General features: G+C 60.1%; 20 protein-coding genes and 3 pseudogenes. 5 read left to right on the top strand and 18 right to left on the bottom strand.

Annotated features, from left to right (window positions below):
- Nucleotides 1–15: 15 nt before the first annotated feature.
- The 7 genes from B30_RS17880 to mntR form a co-directional block, all read right to left on the bottom strand.
- Nucleotides 16–678 (bottom strand): L,D-transpeptidase, encoded by a 663-nt coding sequence (locus B30_RS17880; RefSeq protein ID WP_009573586.1) that lies wholly within the window; start codon nucleotides 676–678, stop codon nucleotides 16–18.
- A gap of 291 nt (nucleotides 679–969) precedes the next feature.
- The gene (locus B30_RS17875; RefSeq protein ID WP_332835024.1) at nucleotides 970–1521 is read right to left on the bottom strand and encodes a cytochrome c; all 552 of its coding nucleotides are present in this window, start codon (nucleotides 1519–1521) and stop codon (nucleotides 970–972) included.
- On the bottom strand, nucleotides 1484–1978 hold the full coding sequence (locus tag B30_RS17870; protein WP_009573584.1) for a DUF411 domain-containing protein: 495 nt from the start codon (nucleotides 1976–1978) through the stop codon (nucleotides 1484–1486). Before B30_RS17870 ends, B30_RS17875 begins: the two co-directional genes overlap by 38 nt.
- Nucleotides 1978–2907, bottom strand: coding sequence for a WD40/YVTN/BNR-like repeat-containing protein (locus tag B30_RS17865; RefSeq protein ID WP_009573583.1), 930 nt, complete (start codon nucleotides 2905–2907; stop codon nucleotides 1978–1980). Before B30_RS17865 ends, B30_RS17870 begins: the two co-directional genes overlap by 1 nt.
- Nucleotides 2908–2924: 17 nt before the next feature.
- A complete protein-coding gene (locus B30_RS17860; RefSeq protein ID WP_040402904.1) occupies nucleotides 2925–4370 on the bottom strand; it encodes a multicopper oxidase family protein in 1446 nt (481 codons plus the stop codon).
- Nucleotides 4371–4506: 136 nt separating this feature from the next.
- Nucleotides 4507–4851 (bottom strand): hypothetical protein, encoded by a 345-nt coding sequence (locus tag B30_RS17855; RefSeq protein WP_009573581.1) that lies wholly within the window; start codon nucleotides 4849–4851, stop codon nucleotides 4507–4509.
- Between the two features lie 124 nt (nucleotides 4852–4975).
- Nucleotides 4976–5428: a manganese-binding transcriptional regulator MntR gene (gene mntR / locus B30_RS17850; protein ID WP_009573580.1), complete on the bottom strand. Its 453-nt coding sequence runs from the start codon at nucleotides 5426–5428 to the stop codon at nucleotides 4976–4978.
- 116 nt (nucleotides 5429–5544) lie between these two features.
- Between mntR and B30_RS17845 the strand changes: the two genes are divergently transcribed.
- Together B30_RS17845 and B30_RS17840 are read left to right on the top strand one after the other, a co-directional pair.
- Entirely contained in the window at nucleotides 5545–6753 is a 1209-nt protein-coding gene (locus B30_RS17845) for a multicopper oxidase domain-containing protein (protein WP_009573579.1), read from the top strand.
- Entirely contained in the window at nucleotides 6750–7931 is a 1182-nt protein-coding gene (locus tag B30_RS17840) for a metal transporter (RefSeq protein WP_009573578.1), read from the top strand. The genes B30_RS17845 and B30_RS17840 overlap by 4 nt, the downstream gene beginning before the upstream one ends.
- A 327-nt stretch (nucleotides 7932–8258) precedes the next feature.
- Here the strand turns inward: B30_RS17840 and B30_RS17835 are convergent, their stop codons facing one another.
- The 4 genes from B30_RS17835 to B30_RS17820 form a co-directional block, all read right to left on the bottom strand.
- Nucleotides 8259–9338, bottom strand: coding sequence for a hypothetical protein (locus B30_RS17835; protein ID WP_040402902.1), 1080 nt, complete (start codon nucleotides 9336–9338; stop codon nucleotides 8259–8261).
- Between the two features lie 186 nt (nucleotides 9339–9524).
- Nucleotides 9525–10313, bottom strand: coding sequence for a TniQ family protein (locus tag B30_RS17830; protein ID WP_009573576.1), 789 nt, complete (start codon nucleotides 10311–10313; stop codon nucleotides 9525–9527).
- Entirely contained in the window at nucleotides 10313–11236 is a 924-nt protein-coding gene (locus B30_RS17825; protein ID WP_232616943.1) for a TniB family NTP-binding protein, read from the bottom strand. The genes B30_RS17830 and B30_RS17825 overlap by 1 nt, the downstream gene beginning before the upstream one ends.
- Nucleotides 11196–12830: a Mu transposase C-terminal domain-containing protein gene (locus B30_RS17820; protein ID WP_009573574.1), complete on the bottom strand. Its 1635-nt coding sequence runs from the start codon at nucleotides 12828–12830 to the stop codon at nucleotides 11196–11198. The genes B30_RS17825 and B30_RS17820 overlap by 41 nt, the downstream gene beginning before the upstream one ends.
- Nucleotides 12831–12940: 110 nt before the next feature.
- On the opposite strand from B30_RS17820, the pseudogene B30_RS17815 reads away from it, so the two are divergent.
- The 3 genes and pseudogenes from B30_RS17815 to B30_RS22570 all read left to right on the top strand — a co-directional run.
- A pseudogene (locus tag B30_RS17815) lies at nucleotides 12941–13606 on the top strand (acyl-CoA dehydrogenase family protein); the annotation flags it as partial.
- Nucleotides 13603–14793: a CaiB/BaiF CoA transferase family protein gene (locus tag B30_RS17810; RefSeq protein WP_009573572.1), complete on the top strand. Its 1191-nt coding sequence runs from the start codon at nucleotides 13603–13605 to the stop codon at nucleotides 14791–14793. The pseudogene B30_RS17815 and the gene B30_RS17810, both read left to right, overlap by 4 nt.
- Before the next feature lie 62 nt (nucleotides 14794–14855).
- Nucleotides 14856–15077 (top strand): annotated as a pseudogene (locus tag B30_RS22570) (IS3 family transposase); the annotation flags it as partial.
- Here B30_RS22570 and B30_RS17805 read toward each other — a convergent pair.
- The 7 genes and pseudogenes from B30_RS17805 to B30_RS17775 all read right to left on the bottom strand — a co-directional run bounded on the left by B30_RS17805 (nucleotide 15002) and on the right by B30_RS17775 (nucleotide 23130).
- Nucleotides 15002–16363 (bottom strand): annotated as a pseudogene (locus B30_RS17805) (ISKra4 family transposase). The pseudogenes B30_RS22570 and B30_RS17805 overlap by 76 nt on opposite strands.
- A 330-nt stretch (nucleotides 16364–16693) precedes the next feature.
- Entirely contained in the window at nucleotides 16694–17683 is a 990-nt protein-coding gene (locus tag B30_RS17800) for an aldo/keto reductase (RefSeq protein WP_009573570.1), read from the bottom strand.
- 72 nt (nucleotides 17684–17755) lie between these two features.
- Nucleotides 17756–19147 (bottom strand): NAD-dependent succinate-semialdehyde dehydrogenase, encoded by a 1392-nt coding sequence (locus B30_RS17795; RefSeq protein WP_009573569.1) that lies wholly within the window; start codon nucleotides 19145–19147, stop codon nucleotides 17756–17758.
- Between the two features lie 95 nt (nucleotides 19148–19242).
- A complete protein-coding gene (locus B30_RS17790; RefSeq protein WP_009573568.1) occupies nucleotides 19243–20337 on the bottom strand; it encodes an alkene reductase in 1095 nt (364 codons plus the stop codon).
- Between the two features lie 189 nt (nucleotides 20338–20526).
- Nucleotides 20527–21513: an aldo/keto reductase gene (locus B30_RS17785; protein ID WP_009573567.1), complete on the bottom strand. Its 987-nt coding sequence runs from the start codon at nucleotides 21511–21513 to the stop codon at nucleotides 20527–20529.
- Nucleotides 21510–22442 carry a glutathione S-transferase family protein gene (locus tag B30_RS17780; RefSeq protein WP_009573566.1) on the bottom strand — a complete coding sequence of 311 codons (933 nt, stop codon included), beginning with the start codon at nucleotides 22440–22442 and terminating at the stop codon, nucleotides 21510–21512. Before B30_RS17780 ends, B30_RS17785 begins: the two co-directional genes overlap by 4 nt.
- Before the next feature lie 10 nt (nucleotides 22443–22452).
- Nucleotides 22453–23130: a type 1 glutamine amidotransferase domain-containing protein gene (locus tag B30_RS17775; RefSeq protein WP_009573565.1), complete on the bottom strand. Its 678-nt coding sequence runs from the start codon at nucleotides 23128–23130 to the stop codon at nucleotides 22453–22455.
- Between the last annotated feature and the right edge of the window lie 7 nt (nucleotides 23131–23137).

Below are 23137 nucleotides of genomic sequence, written 5' to 3'. Positions count from 1 at the left end.
AGTTAATTACCTCATTCAACTTCTCGCGGTAACGCTAGCCTCAGCCGAATAAAGATGTGCTATCGATCCGATCTCGACGTTCGGATAAAGCTCGTTGATGTGTGCCATAACCATCCGCACGCAACCCGAACTCGCACGACCGCCGATGCTTCTCGGATAGGGTGTGCCTTGTATCCGAAGATAGGTGTCGCGATCACCGACATAGAGATAGAGCGCCCGTGACCCGAGAGCGTTTTCCGGCCCTGGTTCCATCCCATCGGCCCATTGTGCGTTCACGGGATCGCGTTCGATCATGTTTTGTGTTGGCGTCCAGTGCGGCCACCTGACCTTGCGCTTGATGTTATAAACACCCGGCTCGTAGAGGTTGCCCCGCGCGATCGCCACGCCGTAGCGCATCGCGGTTCCACCCTCCTCAATGTGGTAGAGATACCGCGCGACCGCATCGACATGGATGTCTCCCGGCACGAGGCCGTCCTTCGCGTCCACACGCTGAGGCAAGAAACGTGGGTGTAGTCCCCAAGGGTTTGACGTGGCCGGATCGAAGCCGGGCGGGCTGACTTGCGCGTCCCATTCAGCCTTCTGAGCCTCGGTGGGCCAGCTATCGGCAAACACAGGGTTGGCCACAGTCGCCGAAAAGAGCGCTGTTGTCGTTTGAATAAAGTGTCGTCTTGTCAGCATGTCGTACCCTTTCGGTTCCCACCGGCAATCAATGGCAAGAACGATATAGATTCTCGTCGACTAGATAGGACTTCTAGTGGCTAGAGGTTCAAGGGTAAATTTTCGTGAACGCATGCACGCGACCCTGGTAGCACATGCTTGCCTTGCGGGCGGGTTAACGGCCAACCAGGTCAGGTCCGAATTAGCGTGGTAAAGCGGGAGTCAGGGGGCGGAGTAGGACAGATTTGCCGAATTGATCCCCCGGTGGATCGGTTTTGGTCGAAAGATACTATCCTGACACCCTGTCGATCTTCACCCGCCCGTGTCATTGGCCGAAACTTCGGCTTGGAACTCACGTTGTCGCTCAGGCCAGGTGCTCTTGATGTAGACGAGGATAGCCGCGATCTCTGCGTCTGTCAGATCCTCTCCGAAGGCCGGCATGTCGCTCTCGTATCCCGGCACGACGGCCCCGACCCCGCCTTTAGTGATCTGAAAAAGCATGCGGTCTGAATGGTGCCAAGTGTGGCCTGAGTCATCATGCGGCGGGGCCGGCATTCTTCCTGTGTCAAGACGACGACGCCAATCGGGCTGACCCTCGAGGCTGGCACCATGGCAACTGGCGCAGTTGTCCGCATAAAGCTGTTGCCCTGCCATGACCTGGGATGCGAGCACGGGCTCTCCCAAAAACGTCAGTCCCTCGACACGCGGGTCAACCGGTTCCGATTGGGCCAGCACCACAACGCCGGTGGTCGCGAGCGCGGACACTAGGGCAGCGAGGTGCACTGACCGCCTGACCGCACACTTCGCCGATCGATCTTTCGGCCCTTTATTCATCGGCATAAATTGAAATTCCGTCTGGGCCAAAGGCGTAGGTCCTTAGCGTGCCTGACTTGACCGCAGCCATGCCCGGCGCGTTCGCGGGCATTCCCGGCAAGGTGATACCCGTTATCGCCGGACGGGTTTCCAGCAGCCGATCGATGATGTCGACGGGGACGAGACCGCTGACATAGTAGCCGTCGATCTCGGCCAGGTGGCAGCCGATGCCCTGGGCGGGCACACCGACTTCGACCGAGCGTTTGTCGAAGTCGCGGTCATCCACACGCGTAACGGTAAAGCCGTGTTCTTCGAGATAATCCCCATAGGCATCACAGCAGCCGCAGCCCGGATCGCGCCAGATGGTGATCTGCCTTTCGTTGCCCGCCAAATCGGACGCCATATCGCCTGTCGCTTGCGCCCAGGCCGATGTGGACAGGCCCACCATTCCGACAATGCCGCTGCCAATCAGGCCAAGCGCGTTTCTTCTCTGCATCATTTTCTCCATCATTGTTCTCCTGTTTCGATCCAAGTTGCGCCGCCGTCACGGCTGATTTTCAAGATGCCGCCCAACAGGGCAGCGATGTAGGTCTCGTCTCTTGGATGAACCGCAACAGCGGTCGCAGCTTTGCTGGCCCGCTTTTGCCAGATGACTCCGCCGTCCTGCGATGCCCAGAGGCCCGAGGGCAGCGCGGCGTACATCACTTCCGGCGCCGAGGGGGCACTGGCCAGCGACAGGATCGGTTCACCTCCAGGCAATGGCGCTTCGGACGGTGGGGCTTCACCCGCAACCAATGCGTCCATCGCGTTGCCTGGCTGCACGTCCTGCCAGCGACAAAAGCAATCGGGCACCCGCGTTAGGCCAACTTCGGTGCCCGCATAGATCCAGATCCCGCCCATGCCGGTTTCAAGCTCGACCGAAGCCAGAGCAAGAGGATCGCGCTCTGCGTCGTCGAGCCAGGGGCGGTCCATGGCGAGCGACCAGGTTGCACCGGCGTCTTCGCTCTTCCACAACCCGTCGCCGCGAAGCGAGGCATAGATCATGTCCGGGTTCCGCGAGGCGATAGCAACGGCAGTGATTTCTCCGTCAGGCAGCCTAGCTTCAAAGATACGCCACGAAGCGCCCCCGTCTTCGGAAATGCTGACACCGCCCTCGGCCAGCCCCGCAACCACAAGTCCGGGCCGGTCGCGATGGGTCGCCAGCGACAGCACTTTTCCGGGTGTCTCTGCCGCGGTCCAAGTCCGGCCGCCATTATCACTGACGAACAGCCCTCCTCTCGCCAGCAGGATGGTATCACCATCAAAGGCAAGTGCCGCTGGATCACCATCGCTCGCCGCGAGTGCGAACCCCGGCAACATCGAAGCGACGCCGATACTGAGTGCCGCGGTGAGTACCTTGCGCCGGTCTGGCCGAAATTCAATCTCAATCGACTTCAATCTGCATGCTCCCCTGCTCATGCGACGCGGATCACGCCCATCATCCCGGCCGCCTGGTGCTCGAGGATGTGGCAATGGAACATCCAGTCTCCGGGATTGTCGGCGACCAGGGCGATTTCGACCTGCTCGCGCGGCGCGATCAGCACGGTGTCCTGCCATTCACGGAATTCGGTCCGAACGCCATCGCGGCTGATGACGCGGAAGGAGTGGCCGTGCAGGTGGATCGGATGGTCGAACGCCGTGGCGTTCGTCATGTGGAGGACATGGCTCGCGTCGCGCTCCAATGTCAGGAAGGGATCGAGCATGTGCCCTTCGGCCGCAACGCCATTGACGAACCACATGCCGCCGCCCACAACGCCACCCATCATTCCGCCCATCATGCTGCCTGACTGGCTCAGGCCCATCTGGCGCTCGACCATTGCTCCCATCATGCCCCCGGTGAACAGGATTTCGTGACGACGGGCCGCGTTCAGATCAGGTTCGACAAGCGGATTGGCTGGAAGGGCAATTTCCCATTCCGGCGGCGCGGCACGCAAGGGCGTGTCGTCAAAGACGACATCCAGCAGGTTGAATTCATTATCGCGATAGGCGCGGTCGACGATTTGAAGCGTGGTTCCCGGGTCGGCAGGGCAATCGAGCATTATGTCGGCACGCATCGCCGGGCCCAGAACCACGACACCGTCAGGCGCGGCGTGCGGGGTGATCGGCTGGCCGTCGAGCGCAATGATGCGCGCGGAAAGGTCGCCGAAGTCGAGCGCGAAGATGCGGGCGTTGGCGGCATTGATCAGCCGCAACCGGATACGTTCGCCTTGCCGCACCACGAAGACATCGGGAACACGCCCATTTATCGTGACAGTATTGCCCAGACGGCCCGCATGACTCATGTCCATGGATGCGCCGAAGTCATCCGCAATCGCCGCGTCCTGTGTCAGCCGCCAGTCGTCAAGCAGCCAGGTGACATCGCGGTCGACCCGCGGCGGGTTGGTTTCGTCGATGATGAGCGGTCCGGCCAGCCCACGTCCGACCTGCTCGAAACTGCGCTGGTGCGGGTGATACCAGAAAGTCCCGGCATCGATCGCGTCGAACTCGTAGGTGAAGGTTTCTCCGGGTGCGATCGGCTTCTGCGTTAGGTGTGGAACCCCGTCCATCGCGTTCGGCAGACGAAGTCCGTGCCAATGGACGGTGGTTTCCTCGTCCAGACCGTTTGTGACGACGATGCGCAGCCGATCGCCTTGCCGAACCCGTAGCTCCGGGCCGGGAACCTGACCGTTGAAGCCCCAAACGGGGGTTGCGGGATAAGGTTCTGGGACCAGCCTTGCCTGTCCCGGCGCGGGGCGCAGCGAAAAGCTGCGGATTTGCGGCTCGGCGCGCAAGGGCCTTCCGAATGCCGTAGCGCCGATGCCCGCTAAGGAGGCTGCAAGAAAAGATCGGCGACTGAAAAGGGAATTTATTTGGTAGGACATGGATGAACACTCTCTGATTTCACTGTACGCCGCCAAAGCAATTGCGTGGCGACGTTCATGGATCCGCGCAAACGCCCATTTGAGGGCGTCCGGCACGGGGAAACACACGAAGCGCAATCAGGCGCCGTGTGTCAGATCAGAGGTAGACCCGAGGAGGTTGCTTGGCCGGGGGGCCGGATATTCCGTGCGGAACGTCCACGAGCTGGATTTCATGGGCTGCGGTGGCAGCGATCGGGCTGGTACCAGCCGGGATCGAAAGAAGAGCGGCCATTCCCGAGGCATTGCACGCAAAATCACAGACGGAACCCATCTTACCGTCTTCCAAGCTGCCGCAGGCGTCGCAATCGTCCATAGCCATCATGCCGCCATCCGTGGAGACCATTGACGAGGCCATGGCAATTGAGCCAGCAGACTGCGCGACCGCGCCGATGGCAAAAGCCACCAGCGAGAGGATACAGATAAGGCGTGCCCAACGTCTCATGATCTTGATCTACTACCCGCGCGATCCGAATGCCAGCGGCACAATATCACGTTTCTTGGACCATCCAAAAATTGGCTCGTTCAAATCCTCGGCCAACCGACTTGTTGCAGCGGCAACCACCTGCCTATGACCGCTGGGCAAACGCCGCGAACAGGGCAAGCGTGCGCTCGCTCACATGATGCTCGATCCCTTCCGCGTCGCGTTCAGCCGTCTCGGGGTCGAGCCCGAGGCTCAGGAGAAACCGCAAGACGATCTCGTGGCGGTGTCTGCATTCCTTGGCAAGCGCCCGGCCTTCCTCGGTCAGAAAGACCGAACGGTATTTCGCGCGAGTGATCAGGCCGTCCCGCGCCAGACGGCCGAGGGTTTTGGCGACCGTCGGCGCGGTAACGCCCATCCGGGCCGCGATATCGACCGGTCGGGCTTCGCCGTTCTCGTGGATCAACTCAGCGATCAATTCGACATAGTCTTCCGCCACCTCGCTGCGCCGCGCCTCGCGCACACCGATGAAGGCCTCGGCGCGGGATTCGACCGCACGTGCCTCTGCCTCGGTTGATTCAAGGTTCTCATCATCCGTCATGCCGTCACCCTCGCACGATCAGGATTGACTCGTAAAGCCTGAGCGATGATTATTAGCCTATGCTAACTTTTTGCGCCGGGACTTTGGCCTGCGTGTCATCTGAAGGGACAACGTCCATGCCTGTCGATACCAGCAAGCGAGGGCGCGAGGTGTCGTCCGCCGTGGAGACATCGCTGCCCACAGCGCCACCTGGCGTCGTCACGGAGCCAGTTTCGGCGTCGCGACGCGCGTTGTTGGTCGGCGGTCTGGTGGCTGCCGGCGGAGCGGCCGTGGCCGCGAGCCGCGCGCAATCCCAGGCAACGCCCGACCCGATGGCGGGGCATGCGATGCCCGGCGGGGCGGTCGATCCGTATTCGGCCCATGACAGTGGCATGGCGCATGGCAACATGACGATGGTCGGCCAGGTCGACCACGCCCGGAACGGGTTCGACCCGACGGCCATGCTGACCGACTGGGAGACAGGCCAGACCGAAGTTCTGCCGGATGGGCGCACGTTACGAACGTTCGAGGTGGACGCCATCGACGTGGAGATCGAGATCGCTCCCGGCGTTTTCTTTCCCGCCTGGACGTTCAACGGACGCGTTCCCGGCCCCGCTCTGCGCGCCAAAGAAGGCGAACGGCTACGGATCATCTTTCGCAACCTCGGTTCACACCCGCATTCCATGCATTTTCACGGCATTCACTCTGCGCGAATGGACGGCGTTCAAGGCGCCGGGCTGATCGATCCGGGCGAGGAGTTCGTCTATGAGTTCGATGCCAAGCCCTTCGGCTGTCATCTCTATCACTGCCATGCCCTGCCGTTGAAACGGCACATGCATAAGGGCATGTACGGACTTTTCGTGGTCGACCCCGATCCGGCCCGCCACCCTGAATTTGCGGCCGTGGCGGCGTCGCGTGTGCTGGGCAGCCCGGAAAACGCCGAATGGCAGGAACTGGCAATGGTGATGAACGGATTCGACACCAATTTCGACGGCGAGAACGAGGTTTATGCCGTCAACACGGTCGGCCAAGCTTACATGAACGCGCCGATCCGGATCGACAAGTCGCGCCCGGTCCGTATCTACCTCATGAATGCGACCGAGTTCGATCCGATCAACTCGTTCCATCTGCACGGCAATTTCTTCGACTACTACGACACCGGTTCGCAACTCACGCCGACCCTGCGCACGGTCGATGTGATCATGCAGTGTCAGGCGCAGCGCGGCATCCTCGAGTTCAGTTTCGCTGACCACGAGGATGGATTGTACATGTTCCATGCCCATCAGGCCGAGTTCACCGAACTAGGCTGGATGGGCTTTTTCGACGTGCGGGAGGCCGGAGCATGACCGATCAGACCGAACAAAGCCGCCCGCCAATGACCCGCCTGCTTCTCGTTCTCGTGCCGCTGGCCGTCATGCTGGGGGCTTTCGTGTGGATTGCCTCGCTCGATCCGCTGCGCGGCTTCAACAATGGCGCGCCCCCGGTCGAGGCGTTGACCGTCGAACGGACGATCCTCGATGGGTCGGGGATTTCGCTCAGTGTGCGCGCCGGCGGATCGGAAGCAATGGTGGTCGCGCAGGTCGCAGTGGACGACGCCTACTGGACCTTCACGCAGGAGCCCGCGGGGCCGATTGCCCGCGGCGAAGCGGTCTGGTTACGAATTCCCTATCCGTGGGTTCTCGGCGAGGCCCATCACGTCAACCTGCTGACCAACACGGGCGCGACCTTCGGGCATGAGATCGGGGTCGCCGTCTCGACGCCAAGTCCCACCTGGGGTCAACTTCGACTTCAGGCGGTGATCGGGGCGATCGTCGGCTTGTTGCCGGTGGCGCTTGGCCTGATGTTCTATCCGGCCATGAAGGGCGTCGGGCGAAGCGGGATGAACTTTCTGCTGGCACTGACGGTTGGGTTGCTGGCCTTCTTGCTGATCGACACCCTATCCGAAGCAATGGAGCTGTCGGCAGAAGCGGCCGCAATATTCCAGGGCTCCGCCATGGTCTGGCTCGCGGCGCTGGCAAGCTTCCTTTTGCTGATGGCGATCGGGCGCTGGCGCGGCAACCCGGAGGGCATTGCGCTGGCGTTCTACATCGCCCTCGGGATAGGGCTGCACAACTTCGGTGAAGGGTTGGCGATCGGCGGTGCATTCGCCGCAGGATCGGCCGGGCTTGGCACTTTCCTCGTCCTAGGCTTTGCCTTGCACAATGTCACCGAGGGCATCGGCATCGCCGCCCCGATGCTTCGTGCCCGGCCAACGCTTTGGACGTTCGCCGCCCTGACCCTGCTCGCCGGTGGCCCGGCCATCCTCGGAATGTGGGCGGGCAGCCTTGCCTATGCGCCGCAATGGTCGGCATTGGCACTCGCCGTCGGAGCGGGTGCGATCCTGCAAGTCATGGTCGAGGTCAGCGCCTACCTTGTACGTCAAAACGCCGACAGGCAGGCGGCGCTGATGTCACCAGCCGTACTGGTCGGGTTTCTGGGCGGCATCGCCTTCATGTACGCGACGGCGGCATTGATCAAGATCTGAGCGGTGATCGGCTGTTTCGGCTTCATGGGGCGGTCGCCCAACTCTATAAACTGACCCCGTCTGTCCACGGGGAGATCGCAATTTTCGTGCCCCAGTTTGTGCGCCCAAGAGACTTATTCTTTCGTGATTTCGAAATGAAGAATTTGAGGCTAGAGCGACTAGAGGATCCCACAGATAGGTGAAAACACTGCAAATCCATCTGACTACTATTGCTGAGCCGCGCGTCGAAATAGACTGTCTCATATTTTCATTCTGTCACGATCCAGCGCCTCCGTTGAACTATCAACAGATGTTACGCACCAAAACGAGTGCTTCTGTAGAGGTGTTTCATGGCATCGCCCGCCACATGCGGAAACGCCCTTGTCCGGTCACCTCGCAGATCAGGTCGCGCGTTTCCATCCAAGCAAGGTTGCGCTGGACGGCGCCGCGGCTGGCACCGGTCAGGGTCTCGGCCATTGGGGCGGAGACGAGGGGCCATTCGGTCAGCACAGCGCGCAATGCAGGTGGTGTCCTGCCAGAGAGCGGGGCCATCATGGCTTCCGCCCGCACTGACCATGCCTGGATATCGTCGAGGTGCCGCATCGCGGTCAGGCATGCTGTTTCCATTCCCTCGAGCCAACGCTCCAAGCGCTCAGCAGGTGGGCCACTGGCGCGCAGCCCCCCTGCTCCGCGCATAGCCAGAGGCGCAAAGATGGCCCCGCGATTCGAATTCGGGCCTTCGCTCGCGGCAATGCGTGCGGCGGTAACCGCTGCTTCCGTCCGGTCGCCCTGTTGCCTGAGGCCCGCAAGGTTCCAGAGGTGAAACCCCATGCAGGCGCGTGTGATCGAGTGCAGGTCGGCGGCTTGCGCCATCAGGTCAAGCCAACCGACCGCGCGATCCGCAAAGGGCTCGGCTTCATTGGCCATGTTTTCAGGGTCACGGCGATCGAGGAAAGCGGATAGGTCCACCTCTGGGCCGGGACCGCCTGTCAGACGCCGCACCGCCCATCCGACACGCGCGAGTGCTGCGGTGTCGTCCTGCACACCCGACAGGCGCATGGATATCCAGAGTGCCAGCCGATCCGGGCCAATTCGGTCGCCCACAAACCAGCTGAGGTCTGCCGCCTCCATCAGCGCGAGCCTATGCCGCCAGCCCTCCGGGCCACGGTGCAGACGGTCATCCAGCGCGCCAATCCGGCCCGCCACACGGGCGAGACGGGCGGCATTGCCTGCCTCTGCCTTCCGCCAGTCGTCGAGGACTGCGGTTTCACGCAGCTCTGCCCTCGGTCCGGGCGGCAGATAATCCGGCTCCACTTCCATCGGACCGGGCAGGAACCACAGATCGTCCTCAGACGTCACTTCAAGCCCCTCCGCATCCACTAGAGGATCATCAAAACTATCATACTGCGTAGTTACTTGAGGCTTCATATGTGCAAAATACGGCAGTTTTGCAGTTTACCCAAGTGTTTTGTAAGGGTGCGCCTGTACACCTTATATAGCACGCGCGCGCGGTGGTCTGCGAGATCTCTCTGATCGCGCTCAGCGTATGAAAACCAAGGGTGTCGCGTTGCCCTTTAATCTGAGACGGGACGTGTTTGGCGACAATTTTTGCCCTTAATTGTGAGATGCGGCTGTCATGGGGCCGGCGCTTTTCGCGCGCCTTTGCGCGATGTGATCAACCGCGGCAAGCAATCGAGGCTCCTTCTCGAAGGCGCGCAAGAGAGCAACCCTTGCATAGTCGTCGATGCTTTTGCTGACGATGGCTGCCTTAGCCAAGGGCTGAGATCGAGCGGCGGCGATTGCGGCGAGGCAGAACAGCCTAACTTCCGATCTGGGGTTCTGGACAGCGAACGACGGATCCCCGCGGAAGGTTTTGAGTGACATGGCAAAGGTGACTGCGCGCATTGCGCGCCGAAGTTGCTTGGGGCCGCGCGATCGCGCGGCGCACTCAAGCATCCCTGCCCCGCGGCGCGCTCGGAATATCAGTTTTCCGGATATTTGTTCGTCACCTGTTTTGCCAAGGGTCTGCACAAGTCTCGTCCCGCAAACTTGACAGTCGAATGCCCAGGCCCGCCTCCAATGTCTGAGCGAAAGGCCCTCTCGGGAGCATTGCAGACAATGCTGGAATGGCATCTGGGCCGTCAGCGAGGCTTCTCGTGGCGTCATCGCCGGAAAGGCCAAAGATCGCACGACATCTGGGGCGACCCGTGCGGCATTGGCAATCTTCTCTGCCGCAGCCGCGTCGATGCTGAAGTCCAAGGCGGTGCCATGTGTGGTATCGATTTCGATATGAGCAAGCAGTTCCGCGTTATTGCAGTAGTTTGCCGCAGCCAGCCGGGACAGCCAACCTGACAACAACTCGTCTGGCAGCGGCGAGACAGTCTTCGGCAGCGGGCGCGGCATCACACCGCAGACTTCTCGAGCCGCCGATGGGCCTTCGCATGTCGCGTCCAAACCGGCGTCCATTTGGCGATTGCGTCATCGGTGATGCATTCGTCACCTGTAACAATGGCGTCGATGGAAAGATCCTTGATCAGGGCGAAGATGCGCGAGGTCACCCCGCCGGTCAGCGCAAGTATCTGCTTGAGCGACTTGACCTTCAGATTGGATTTCTTCTCGAGCGGCATTGCCGCGATGAGTGTCTGGATCATGTCCGAGAACTCGGCATCGTCGCGCCAGTTCGGCAGGTGATGTTCGTCAAGCCGCCTGGCAAGCTGGATATCACCACGGATGGCATCAACGGCCTCGCTGACCCCGAGGCAGACCAGCGACACCTCGAGTTCATTGCTAAGATACCGCAGAACATTGAGAAAGCGGCGCTGTTCGCGGTGGGTCCCGGCCAAGAGGTTGTGAACCTCGTCGATCATGATCATCCGAAGGCCAAGGTCGCGCAGGAGCGCGATGACGCGGACCTCGAGGGAAGCCACATTTTGCGCGCGGGCGCTCAGTGCCGTCGCCGGGGCGCCGGCGACGGCCAGGATGTGCAGGTAGAACCGCCGTTCGTCAGGTGCGGGCGGCGCTTGCAACAGCAGCAGCGGTGTGCGGGTGATGCCTGACGCCGGATCGTATTCTGGTGCATACTTGCGCGACAGGTTTCGGGCGATCATCGTCTTTCCGATCCCGGAGGTCCCATGCACAAGAAGGCCAAGCATACGGGTTTGCCGTGGCGCTTCGATCATGCCCTGCAAGCGGTCCAACACCTGTTCGGCCCGTGGAAAGCCGATCCAGATATCCGATTGAATGAGGGCGATCCGACCGTCTTCTTCAGTTGTCCCTGCCCTCAATTCACCATCTCTCCACCTTGAACAATGGGCGCGATGTATCACCCGTGTCGATCGGGCGCAGCCCTTCGGTTGTCGAGACAGCCGAGTTGGCGTCCTCCAATGTCCCTTTTCTTTCACGGGATCGGCGTTCGGCCTTCGTCAGGCCTCGGCTCTCAGCCTCGATCTGGCGTTGCTGTCGGATCAGCTCAGCCAGGACCAGTTCATTGGACCCGGTCTTGCCAAGTGCACGAGCCTTCCTCATGGCTTCGCGATATTCCCAGAGGGACGCGGGCGGAGTTTCCAGGTTTCTGTACCGCGCCCCAACATACCGGCCATCGTCCAGTTCGACCCAGATCATTGAGATATCGCGAGGATCGTAGCGAACGACCACCTTTCCATCGCCGCGCCCGATGTGGCCTGTCAGTGCATCGGACCAGTACCTTATCTGGAACAGATGGATGCCGTCACGCCTGATCTTGCGCAGTTCGCTTGGCAGGAAGCTCACCTGAAAGGCTTCTATCTCGAAGGGGATGTCGCCCGTCATCTCCGCTGAGAGCGCCTCCCATTTGGCGACGGGCGTACAGCCAAGACTTGAATGAATGCTGTTGTTGTAGCGGCAGATTTCGAGGGCAAACCAATGATCGAATTCGCTCAGGGTCATCGTGGCCTGGCCTTCGGCGTCATAGTCGCCCTTGGCCGCGATTGAGGCTTGCGTTGTTCCCGGCAACAGGTGAACGGCCCCCATCATCGTCCCGATCAACCGCTCGATGTGACCCCCGAAGTGAGGACTGCCCGGCGGCCGATAGATCAGATCGATCCCCCATTCCGCACATGCCGACCGAAAGACCCGCGACCGGAAATCGCGGCCATTGTCGACATGGATGCTCTGCGGTTTGCCTTGTGCGGGCCAAGGAATATTACACGCCAATTCCGCCAGAAGTTCCGCCTTGGGGGCTACCGCCTGTGTCAGGCAAAGTGCCACTGACAGTCGCGAAGGCGCCTCGAGAGAGGTGTAATATCCCGTTACCAACCGGGTCGCGACGTCGATTGCCAGCGTGACCCACGGTCGGCCAATTGTTTGGCGCTCAAAACTGTCGACAAGAATGATGTCCGCGGACGTGTGATCAATTTGCACGACCTCAAGTGGCTGGCTGGCCTTGTTCTCGCCTGTGACCGGTGCAAATTTCTGGCGGGCCGCCTTTGCGCCCTCTCGTGCCTTCGCAACTTCGCGGGTATCCATCGCATCCAGACGACGCTGAACCGTCCGCCGTGTCGGCGGTTGCAAGCCCTGCTGCCAGCACGCGCTGCGGATCTCAGTCACGACGCGCGAGAGGCTCGAACGCTCCCGGCGCAAGAAATATCGGCGAAGATGCTCTTCGATCACCGATTCAACTTTGCCGGATATCAAAGTTGTACCGGCCGGACGGCCCCGTTTCCGCGGAGCCAGCGCGCTGGTGCGCCCACCCTCTTCCGCCAGCCGCTTTATCCAACGCCAGACCGTCGCCCTGCTGACACCAAGCTCCCAAACGGCGTCATTGATGCCGCTTTCCAGACTGCCAGCCCCATTAAGATATGCCTGAACAAGCGCACGTAGCACGGCGGCCCTGCGCGACTCTTCAGCACCAACTGCAACTGAGGCTTCGCCATCATCATCCATCGATATTTGCCGCACATGTCTGTGAACCCTGTCTCAGGTTTAAGAGCAAGAATATCGGAATTAAAGGCAAAATCTCATATTTAAGGGCAAAGGACTGCCGTTGATTTCATTGGATTTCTCATCTCACAATTAAGGGCTACGCGACAGCGGCGCATGATGATGCGATACGCGGCTTTGTTCTGGAAAAGGGCATGAAGGGGCTCTCCGCACCAAAGATCGACGGCAAGCTGTCGCTGCGCGCCTCGACCACCGGGCAGATCGTGATGGCGGATGTCGAGGTTGGCGAAGACGCCTTGCTGCCCGGCGTATCGGGCATCAAAGGTCCGTTTGGCTGTCTCAACCGGGCGCGGTACGGTATCGCCTGGGGGGTGATGGGGGCCGCCGAGACCTGCTTTGACAAGGCCCGGACCTATACCCTGGACCGGCGGCAGTTCGGGCGGCCACTGGCGGCGACGCAACTGGTGCAGAAAAAGCTGGCCGACATGCAGACCGAAATCGTGCTCGGGCTGCAAACCGTGCTGCGCGCGGGGCGGCTTATGGACGACGGTCGGCTGCCCTCAGAGGTGATATCCCTGATCAAGCGAAACAACTGCGGCAAAGCGCTGGACATCGCGCGGGTCGCCCGCGACATGCACGGCGGCAACGGCATCTCGGAAGACTATGATGTCATGCGGATTGCCGCGAACCTTGAAACCGTGAACACCTACGAAGGCACGCACGACATTCATGCCCTGATCCTCGGGAGGGCGATCACCGGCATCGCAGCCTTCGCGTGAGCGACGCAACGCCGCTGGCCGGTCTGAGGGTGCTCGATCTTACACGGGTTCTGGCCGGGCCATGGGCGACCCAGCTTCTGGCAGATCTGGGCGCCGAGGTGATCAAGCTCGAACGCCCGGGGACCGGGGACGACACCCGCAGCTGGGGTCCGCCCTTTGCCGCGCTGCCGGACGGCAGCCGGGGTGAAAGCGCCTATTTCCTCTCCGCCAATCGCGGCAAGAAATCGGTAGAAGCGGATCTGAGCACCAGCCGTGGCCGCGACCTTGCCCGGGATCTGGCCAGGCAAAGCGACATACTGATCGAGAATTTCCGCGTCGGCGGGACCAACCGGATGGGGCTGGATTATGACACGCTGTCGGCCGAAAACTCCGGGCTGATCTATTGTTCCATCACCGGGTTCGGTCAGACCGGCCCGCATCGCCACCGTCCGGGATACGACCTGCTGGTGCAGGCCATGGGCGGGCTGATGAGCGTCACCGGCGAAAGCGAAGGGCGCCCGATGAAGGCCGGTGTCGCTCTCGCGGATATCATGACGGGACTGTATGCAACCTCTGCCATCCTCGCCGCCGTGCACGAGCGGGCGCGCAGCGGGCGCGGCGACTACATCGATCTCAGCCTTCTGGATGTGCAGATCGCCACGCTGGCGAACCAGGCGCAGAACTACCTTGTCAGCGGCACAGCCCCGGGCAGATCCGGAAATGTACACCCCAACATCGCGCCCTATCAGGATTTCCAGACGGCCGACGGGGCGATGGTGGTGGCCGTGGGCAATGACAGCCAGTTTCAGAGACTTTGTGACGGGCTCGGGGCGCCGGACCTTGCCACAGATCCGCGCTTTGCCACCAACGCGCTGCGGGTGGGCAATCAGAAGGCGCTGGAGGATGCGCTTGCACCGGTGCTGAGAAACGGAACCACCAGAACCTGGTTGGCCATTCTCGACACACATGGCGTTCCGGCCGCGGCGATCAACGACATTGCAGCGGTGTTTTCGGACCCGCAGATAGAGGCGCGCGGACTGCTGACCGGCGGCGACGATAACCTGCCCCTGGTCGCCTGCCCAATCCGTTTTCGGCGCATGGCGCTTTCTGCCGCGATCCGACCGCCCAATCTCGGAGAACATAATGGCCTCTATCGGACGTCCGGGGTGGGTTCGGATATTCAACAGGAAAAGTTGCACCCGACTTGAAATCCAGAGGCCTGACAGTGCTAATAGATTGGTTCAGGTCGGCACATTGACGTCAATGCGCGGCCTTCTTCTCGTCGCTGAAGATCGAACGGGCAGCCCGCAAGGTCTACCGCACCCGTGACGCGGCACGCGCCGACGTGTTCGACTACATCGACCGCTTCTATAATCCAAGGCGACGGCATTCGAGGGAGTGGACAGAACATGGTGGTCATGCGGCGCGTTTTCTGTTTGCGACGGTCAGCCGACCATCGAGAACTGCGGCCCTTGTGACGGCTACTCGGTGAGCCCCTTTGGGCGACCACCGCATCCTTCTGCGCTTTCCCATTCAGGCATTGGCAATGTCATCGACTGACCCTTCGGCACGAGATGACGAGATGGGCTGCCCGTTACGGTACCGTCGGCCATAGTCGACAAGGGATTCCATGTTGTTCGCGAGATAGGTGTACAGTGTCTCGCAGCGGGCCTGCACACGAGCGGCAGCGGTGCGGACAGCCAGGGGCTCTTCCGCAAGGCGGGTGCAATCATACATGAGCCCTTTCAGATAAGTTTCCGCGACCCGTGCTCTGCCATGCCACAGCCACCAGCGGAGGCTTTTCGCGGGGCGCTGGAACAGCACCGGAATTCCAGTGAATCCCGGTATCTGGACCAGACCCTGAACGGCGGCCTCGACATGTCGAATGCGCATCGAGATGTGCCACCAGTCGAGGATATGCTTCACCTGGCCGTCGCCACCCATGGCATTCCGCATGAGGTTCGGGAGGGCAAGCTCGCCATCAGAGATTACCGTCAACAGACGGCCCGGCTTCCATCCAAAGTCTGACAGCTCTTCTCGCATCCGGCTGCCTGGCGATGCAGTCGCATTGGCGACCAAGCCAAATCGTCGGCACATATTGCGACTTTCAATCTTACCGACCACAAGATCCAGGTGTCGCTGCTGATACTCCGGTCGACAGCGGATATGCGCACCGTCCAGAAAAACCGTCAAACCACCTTTGGGCGGTGCTTCAACGGGATCGCCTGATGCCCTTCGATTTTTCTCGAGCGCAGTGGCTACTCTTCCCAACCGGTCACGCACCGTGGTGTGATGGGGCGGATGGCAGGGGAGGAAGCTTTTCATCAGCCGCGCGGCTTCGCGAAAGGAATGCCGGGACCCGAGTTCCGCATAGAGCCGCTGCAGCTCCGGGGTAGCCCGGTCAGGAAAGAAATAGGCCAGCGGAGAAATAGGTCCGCCGGGCATCGCCGCTGACCTGGCATCACAAGAACAGCGGCGCAAGCGCGCGGCTTTGACCCGAACCCGCCCAAAGAGCGTGTCGAGATCGCGCGTGCGATAGTCATGAATGGCACGAACCGAGGCGCAATCCGGGCATACGCGGCTTTCTCGGATGATTTCCTCAACCTGATCGCAAAGAATTGCCCGCTGAATCTGTTCGACAACCCTCTTCCCATCCTCAAGGCGCAACCCGATCCCGTCTGGACAGGTCACCCGGTAGGGTCGAGAAATGCCGTCAAGCTGATGAGTGCGCTTCTCCCCGTTGTCGAAGGTAGTTTCGATTGAAATCCGTACGTCCATGGCAGCCCCCCACGCAAAGAACTCACCTTAGCACGGGCCGCAACGACGAAGATGACCCCCATGTTTTGTCCACTCCCTCCAGCAGTAACGCTTGTTGAATGGCGGCGGTGGTTGCAAAGGGCTCTAGGCCTTATACCGAATGCCCCGGTATCACTTCACGCCCTCCCTGCTCCCACAGGAAGGGCAAAGTGGTCGAGTCTTGCTCTGCCCGCCTAAGGGCTATGTCGCCGCTGCCGTGGACTAATTTTGCACCGCCGCTTTCAATAAGATCCAGCATTGGAACTTGAAGCCGAAGAGTTGATCCCCGATAGGGCGTAGACACCGGTTACGTTACTTGTCGACGTGCTGCATGCCTTCAACGGTATAGCGCTCACCGTTGATTGTACCTTTCGGTGCAATTTGATCAAGGGCAGAGATATCGTCTGCTGTCAACGACAACGCCGCCGCCGCAATGTTTTCGTCGACATAGCGTTCGGTGCGTGTGCCGGGAATTGGGATGACATGATCGCCCTGCGCCAGAACCCAGGCCAAAGCTAACTGCGCCGGGGTGCACCCCTTAGACTCTGCCAATGCAGTCAGGGTATCAACCATAGCCAAGTTCTTCTGCAAATTCGCGCGCTCGAATCGCGGCTGAGATGTCCGCCTGAAATCGTCGGCTGCCATGTCATCGACTGACCTGATCTTCCCTGTCAAAAAGCCCCGACCAAGCGGGCTGTAGGGAACAAAGGCGACGCCAAGCTCTTTGCAGGTCTCCAAGATGCCGTCTTCCGGGTCACGCGTCCACAGGGAGTATTCCGACTGCACTGCGGCAATCGGGTGGACGGCATGGGCGCGGCGCAGAGTCTCGGCTGAGACCTCACTAAGCCCCAAGCCGCGAACCTTGCCCTGCGTGACGAGATCAGCCATCGCACCCACGGTCTCCTCGACCGGCACGGCCGGGTTCAGGCGGTGGGCATAATAAAGGTCAATCACATCGATGCCTAAGCGTTTGAGAGACGCTTCATTGGCTTTGGCAATGTAGGCTGGGGTATTATCAATGCGGCGGTCCGCAAGCGGACCATCGCGCACAATGCCGAATTTGGTTGCGAGTGTGATTTGGTCTCGGTGGCGAGCGAGAAAGCTGTTGAGCAGTTCCTCGTTGTGGCCAAGACCATAAGTATCAGCAGTGTCGAAAAATGTTATACCTTTTTCGAGCGCATGCTCCAACGTCGCGAGCGATTGAGCTTTGTCGGAGGGCCCATAGAACTCGGACATTCCCATGCAGCCCAATCCAATAGCAGAAACGGCGCCCAGCCTGGCACCAAGATTGCGGAATCTCATAGCGGTGACCTTTCTTTATACTTTCAAGCTAATGCGCCAGCCCAACCACTGGTCGGATTGGCGCATTGTTCCCTAGAACGGGGCGTCGATATCAACCACTGAGATCAGCTTGTGGTTGACGAACTCCTTGATGCCGAGCCCGACCAGTTCGCGGCCGTAGCCCGAACGCCCGATGCCACCGAAAGGAAGGTCCGCCTTCGCCATGGTCGGGTGATTGACAAAGACCATGCCCGTAGAAATCTGTTTCGCAATCTCCGCGCCATGCTTCGGATCGGCCGTGAACACCGACCCGCCCAACCCGAATGGTGAATCGTTGGCAATGCGTACGGCGTCCGCCTCGTCCTTCGCGCGAAAAAGCATCGAAACCGGACCGAAAAACTCCCAATACCGAGCGGGGTTGTCTTCTGAAATATCGGTTAGGATGGTCGGCTGAACGAAAGCACCCGAATTGGGAACGCGCGGCCCGACTTCGGTTGCTGTGGCTCCGCAGGATACCGCCTGACGTATTTTGTCTTTGATCTCTTCTGCGGCGGCCTCGGAAGACAGGGGGGCCAAGGTTGTGGTTGGGTCCAGCGGATCACCAGCATTCAGCTTGGCGACACCCGCAGTGTAGCCTTCAAGAAACTGATCATAGACATCATCGACAATGATCATGCGCTTTGAAGACACACAGACCTGACCACCATTCCAGTGTCGGCCAAAGACTGCCCATTTTATGGTTTTCTCCATTTCCGCATCGGCCAACACCACAAAAGCATCCGCACCGCCAAGCTCAAGCGTCGATTTTTTCAAAGCCTTGCCAGCCTGCGAGGCGATGACCGAGCCAGCCCCTTCCGATCCGGTCAGCGCAACGCCATGAACGCGGGGATCGCCAATGATGGTTTCGATCTGAGACCGTGTTGCATAGAGGTTCTTGAACGCACCCTGAGGCAAACCAGCATCCAGCATCAGCTTTTCGAATGCGGCGGCGGCCTGCGGAACATTGGAGGCGTGTTTGAGCAACATGGTATTGCCTGCGGACAGCTGTGGTGCAGCGATACGGACCACCTGATAGAATGGGAAGTTCCAGGGCTCGATCGCGAGCAAGACCCCAAGCGGCTCCGCAGAAAGGACGGCGTCACCTTCATTGGGGTCGGCCACTGGCAGCTTTTCGGGAGCCAATAGCGCCTCGGCATTGTTTGCGTAATAGTCAAAGATGTCCGCTGACAGAGCAACTTCTGCTTTGGCTTCGGGCACAAGTTTGCCCATCTCAACAGTCAACAGATTGGCGAAAATATCGACATCACGCCGCAATATTTCAGCGGCATTGCGCATCACACGCGCGCGTTCTTCAAAGCTGGTTTCCTTCCACGATAGAAATGCAGCATGAGCAGTTTCAATCGCTTGATGAACTTCCGCGTCGGTTGCATCTGGAAAGGTTTCCAGAAGAGTACCAGTGTATGGATTTCGTGTTTCATAGGCCATGGTAGAACCCTTTTTGTTAGATCTGCTCACGGGAGGCAGAGGTTTCAGGACCGGCCATTGTCCAGTCCTGGATTGGTAAGTGTACGTTCCTGCGATCACTCATGTGGGAGAACAGGGTAATCGATGTATCCCTCGGCCCCGCCGCCATATGCGGTCGCGCCGTCAAGTGCGTTGAGGGGTGCGTTCTGCTGTAGCCGGGCCACCAGGTCCGGGTTGGCAATATAGGGACGACCAAAGGCGACTAGATCGGCGGCGTCACTGCGGCGCGCCGCAATTGCAAGGTCTCTGTCATAGCCATTGTTGGCGATGTAGATCCCGTTGAAACGCTGCCGCAAGATATTCAGATCAAATCCACCCTCGACGGCTCGTGCTCCGCCCGTCACACCTTCCACAACGTGGAGATAAGCCAGATCAATATCATTCAACTGATCGACAAGTGCGGTGAACACGGGTGCAGGATTGCTGTCCGTAAGGCCATTGGCAGTGCTGATTGGGGATATCCGAAGACCTGTGCGGCCATCATCGCAGATGGCCGCGACAGCTTTCGTGACCTCAAGTGTCAGCCGAATGCGGTTCTCGACCGACCCACCATAGGCATCGGTACGCTGGTTGGCCCCGTCACGCATGAACTGATCGAGTAAGTATCCGTTCGCGGCGTGAATCTCGACGCCATCAAACCCTGCGGCAAGAGCGTTGTGCGTCGCTTGCGCGTAATCTGCGACAATCCCCGGCAACTCCTCCAGGGCCAGCGCCCGCGGTGTGAGTGCTGGTTTCTTTCCATCCGGAGTGAACGCATCCACTTCAGGGCGAACAGCGGAGGGAGCGACAGGCAATATCCCACCGGCCTGCACATCCGGGTGGGACACCCTGCCGACATGCCACAGCTGAGCAAAGATGCGGCCACCCTTGTCATGGACACCGGCCGTGACGGGGCACCAGCTTTCGATTTGCTCGTCGGTCCAGATCCCGGGAGTAAAGGCGTACCCTGTGGCCTGCGGCGAAATGTTCACGCCTTCACTGATGATCAGGCCTGCCGATGCGCGTTGGGCGTAATATTCCTGCATCATTGGGGTGGCGATGTTTTCGGGGGACCGCGCGCGGGTTAGGGGGGCCATTACGATGCGGTTTGACAGCGTATAAGGTCCGACAACGACGGGGGAAAAGAGGTCAGTTTCAGGGATGGTTGACATAATGACTCCTCGTCTCCTGACTGGCAGGAGAGTGAATTTGGGACAAAGGGGTGGGCCGGTTGCTTTGGGCGTGTCGGATGTGGCCAACGCCTGATCCGGTCGTTTTGGGGGCGAATTTGTGGCGGCGGCGCAGGGCTTAGGTCAAAGAGGCTGCGCCGCCGGTCGAGTTTGCAATGCAGGCTTTCCGATCTACAGATCGGTCATCTGCATCCCTTGTTCCGTGTAACGATCGCCAGCGGCAGCGCCGCGTGGGAACAAGGTGTCGAGGCGGGTGAGAATGTCCTCGGTTAGTGTGACATCGGCGGCCCCAATATTGTCTTCAAGATAGGCGCGCCGTTTGGTGCCCGGGATCGGAATAATATGATCGCCTTGGGCCAAGACCCATGCGAGCGCCAGTTGCGCAGGCGAGCATCCGGCGCTGTCGGCGATGGCACGGTATTGCTCCAGCAAGTTCAGATTCTGATCCAGATTTCCATCGGCAAAGCGCGGCTGGGTGTGCCGGAAATCATCATCAGCCAGGTCGCTTAGTGTGGTGACCTTGCCGGTCAGAAAGCCGCGCCCAAGCGGGCTGTAGGGTACAAAAGCCGTGCCCAATTCGGCGCATGTGGCCAGCATCTCTCCCTCTGGGTCGCGCGACCACAGCGAATACTCTGTCTGAACCGCCGCAACCGGATGCACCGCATTTGCCCGCCGCAAAGATTGTGCAGAGATTTCGCTTAACCCGATGCCTCTAATCTTACCTTCTTTGATAAGATCAGCCATCGCTCCAACCGTGTCCTCAATCGGGGTCACCCCATCAAGGCGATGCGCGTAATAAAGGTCGATCTGATCAATTCCCAGACGTGCCAATGAGGCCTCGACTGCCTGTTTCACATAGGCCGGGCTGGTGTCGATAAACCGCGAGGTCGGGTCTTGGGATCGGATGATGGCGAACTTGGTCGCCAGCGTGAGGTTGTCCCGGTTTTGCCGAACGAAATCCGACAACAAGGTTTCATTCGCGCCGTTGCCATAGATATCGGCGGTGTCGTAGAACGTGACGCCCAATTCAAGCGCACGGTCCAGCGTTTCATAGGATTGATCGCGGTCGGTTGGGCCGTAGAATTCGGACATGCCCATGCAGCCAAGTCCAATGGCTGATGTCGCGCCAAGTCCGGCGCCCAGATTACGCGTTTTCATGTGTTTTCTCCTTGAATTGAGGTGGTACGAAGCGGATAGCCGTGACGCGGGAAATGCACGGCAACCGTTCCCACCTGTGGCGTGTCCCGATGCAGAATGATGCGGGTGTCGTCGATATGGACCAGCGTACCGTCGATGACTTCCGTGCCAAATTCATCGACCAGAACCTGTACCGACGCGCCTATCGCGGGATGGGCAAGACCCGTTGCGGGAAGCGGGGCAGGGGTCGTCGAAACCGCGATTATGATCGCTTCAGCAGGCGCCAATTCGGTTCGTGTGCCGTGACCGAACTCCGCAATGCGCGCCATCCATGCCGACAATGCCGGGAACAGCGATAGACCGCTGCCGCTGGCGGTTGTGTCAGCTTTGGCAAAAAACCAAACCACATGATAGAGTGCCAGATCAGTCAGCGCGGGCGTGTCCCCGGCAAAGAAATCGGCACCGCCCAGCAGGTTCTCAAGCCAACCAAGCCCTGTTGTGATTTGGCCACGATGATATCCGACATCCGCTTTCAGGCCGTCCAGATCAATCTTGTGATCCCAAAACGCCTCGCGGTCGTGGATCAGGGCTGGGGGAACGGCATCGGCCCGCAGGCCCATGCTGTAACGAACCACTTGCCAGAACAAAATGCGGTCCGCCCAATTGTCGAGCAGCGGGGTCGCTGTGCCCGCAGTGTTCGGGGCAAGGGCGCGCGCCGGAAACCGCTGGTCAAGCTCGGCGGCGATCAGGGCGGAATCACAGTAGATATCCGCCCCGATCTGAAGCACTGGGGCCCGCCTGTAGCCACCCGTCAGGGTTAGCAGATCAGCCTTTGGCGCAATCGGAGGCACGATGACCGATGACCATGATAGCCCCTTGAAGCCCATCAAAGTTCTGATTTTTTCGGAATAGGGAGAGGCTTCATAGTGGTGCAGGATCAGGTCGGTCATCGCTTTTCTCCTACTTCAGCAGCCCGAGGATCTCTTGCGCGGCGGCGGCGGATGAGGCGGGGTTCTGGCCGGTGACCAGTTTTCCGTCACGCAGCACGAAGCTGACCCAATCCGCCCCTTTTTCATACTGGCCACCATTGGCCTTCAGCATGTCTTCCACCAAGAACGGCACAACATCGGTAAGGCCGACGGCCTCTTCTTCGGTGTTGGTAAAACCCGTCACCCGGCGGCCAGACACCAGCGGTTTGCCGTCCGCGCCTTGGGTGTGGCGGAACACGGCGGGGGCGTGGCAAACTGCGCCGACAGGCAAGTCGGCGGCGGCGAAGGCCTCGATCAGGCGTTTGCTGTCCGCATTTTCGGCCAGATCCCACAAGGGGCCGTGGCCGCCCGGATAGAAGATGGCGTCGAACCCGTCTTCGGTTACATCCGAAAGCTTCAGCGTCGTCGCAAGATGCTTTTGCGTCTCTGGATCGTCTTTGAACCGACGGGTGTCGTCGGTCTGTGCGTCAGCGTTGTCGCTGGACGGATCAATCGGCGGCTGTCCCCCTTTGGGCGAGGCCAGTATAATGTCTGCTCCGGCGTCCTTGAAGACGTAATAGGGGGCCGCAAACTCCTCCAGCCAGAAGCCGGTTTTCTTGCCTGTGTCCCCGAGTGTGTCGTGGGATGTCAGTACCATCAGAATTTTCATGTTATTT

Origin of the sequence: Celeribacter baekdonensis B30, assembly GCF_000299875.1 — a bacterium.
GTDB classification, from domain to species: domain Bacteria; phylum Pseudomonadota; class Alphaproteobacteria; order Rhodobacterales; family Rhodobacteraceae; genus Celeribacter; species Celeribacter baekdonensis_A.
Note: the sequence above shows the minus strand (reverse complement) of the source record. Positions and strands in the feature narration are given on the sequence as shown.

Excerpts from the sequence above, each read along its gene's own strand:
- B30_RS17880 (WP_009573586.1), bottom strand. The coding sequence starts at position 678 with ATGCTGACAAGACGACACTTTATTCAAACGACAACAGCGCTCTTTTCG.
- B30_RS17870 (WP_009573584.1), bottom strand. The coding sequence starts at position 1,978 with ATGGAGAAAATGATGCAGAGAAGAAACGCGCTTGGCCTGATTGGCAGC.
- B30_RS17860 (WP_040402904.1), bottom strand. The coding sequence starts at position 4,370 with ATGTCCTACCAAATAAATTCCCTTTTCAGTCGCCGATCTTTTCTTGCA.
- B30_RS17855 (WP_009573581.1), bottom strand. The coding sequence starts at position 4,851 with ATGAGACGTTGGGCACGCCTTATCTGTATCCTCTCGCTGGTGGCTTTT.
- mntR (WP_009573580.1), bottom strand. The coding sequence starts at position 5,428 with ATGACGGATGATGAGAACCTTGAATCAACCGAGGCAGAGGCACGTGCG.
- B30_RS17845 (WP_009573579.1), top strand. The coding sequence starts at position 5,545 with ATGCCTGTCGATACCAGCAAGCGAGGGCGCGAGGTGTCGTCCGCCGTG.
- B30_RS17840 (WP_009573578.1), top strand. The coding sequence starts at position 6,750 with ATGACCGATCAGACCGAACAAAGCCGCCCGCCAATGACCCGCCTGCTT.
- B30_RS17835 (WP_040402902.1), bottom strand. The coding sequence starts at position 9,338 with ATGAAGCCTCAAGTAACTACGCAGTATGATAGTTTTGATGATCCTCTA.
- B30_RS17830 (WP_009573576.1), bottom strand. The coding sequence starts at position 10,313 with ATGCCGCGCCCGCTGCCGAAGACTGTCTCGCCGCTGCCAGACGAGTTG.
- B30_RS17820 (WP_009573574.1), bottom strand. The coding sequence starts at position 12,830 with ATGGATGATGATGGCGAAGCCTCAGTTGCAGTTGGTGCTGAAGAGTCG.
- B30_RS17800 (WP_009573570.1), bottom strand. The coding sequence starts at position 17,683 with ATGAGATTCCGCAATCTTGGTGCCAGGCTGGGCGCCGTTTCTGCTATT.
- B30_RS17795 (WP_009573569.1), bottom strand. The coding sequence starts at position 19,147 with ATGGCCTATGAAACACGAAATCCATACACTGGTACTCTTCTGGAAACC.
- B30_RS17790 (WP_009573568.1), bottom strand. The coding sequence starts at position 20,337 with ATGTCAACCATCCCTGAAACTGACCTCTTTTCCCCCGTCGTTGTCGGA.
- B30_RS17785 (WP_009573567.1), bottom strand. The coding sequence starts at position 21,513 with ATGAAAACGCGTAATCTGGGCGCCGGACTTGGCGCGACATCAGCCATT.
- B30_RS17780 (WP_009573566.1), bottom strand. The coding sequence starts at position 22,442 with ATGACCGACCTGATCCTGCACCACTATGAAGCCTCTCCCTATTCCGAA.
- B30_RS17775 (WP_009573565.1), bottom strand. The coding sequence starts at position 23,130 with ATGAAAATTCTGATGGTACTGACATCCCACGACACACTCGGGGACACA.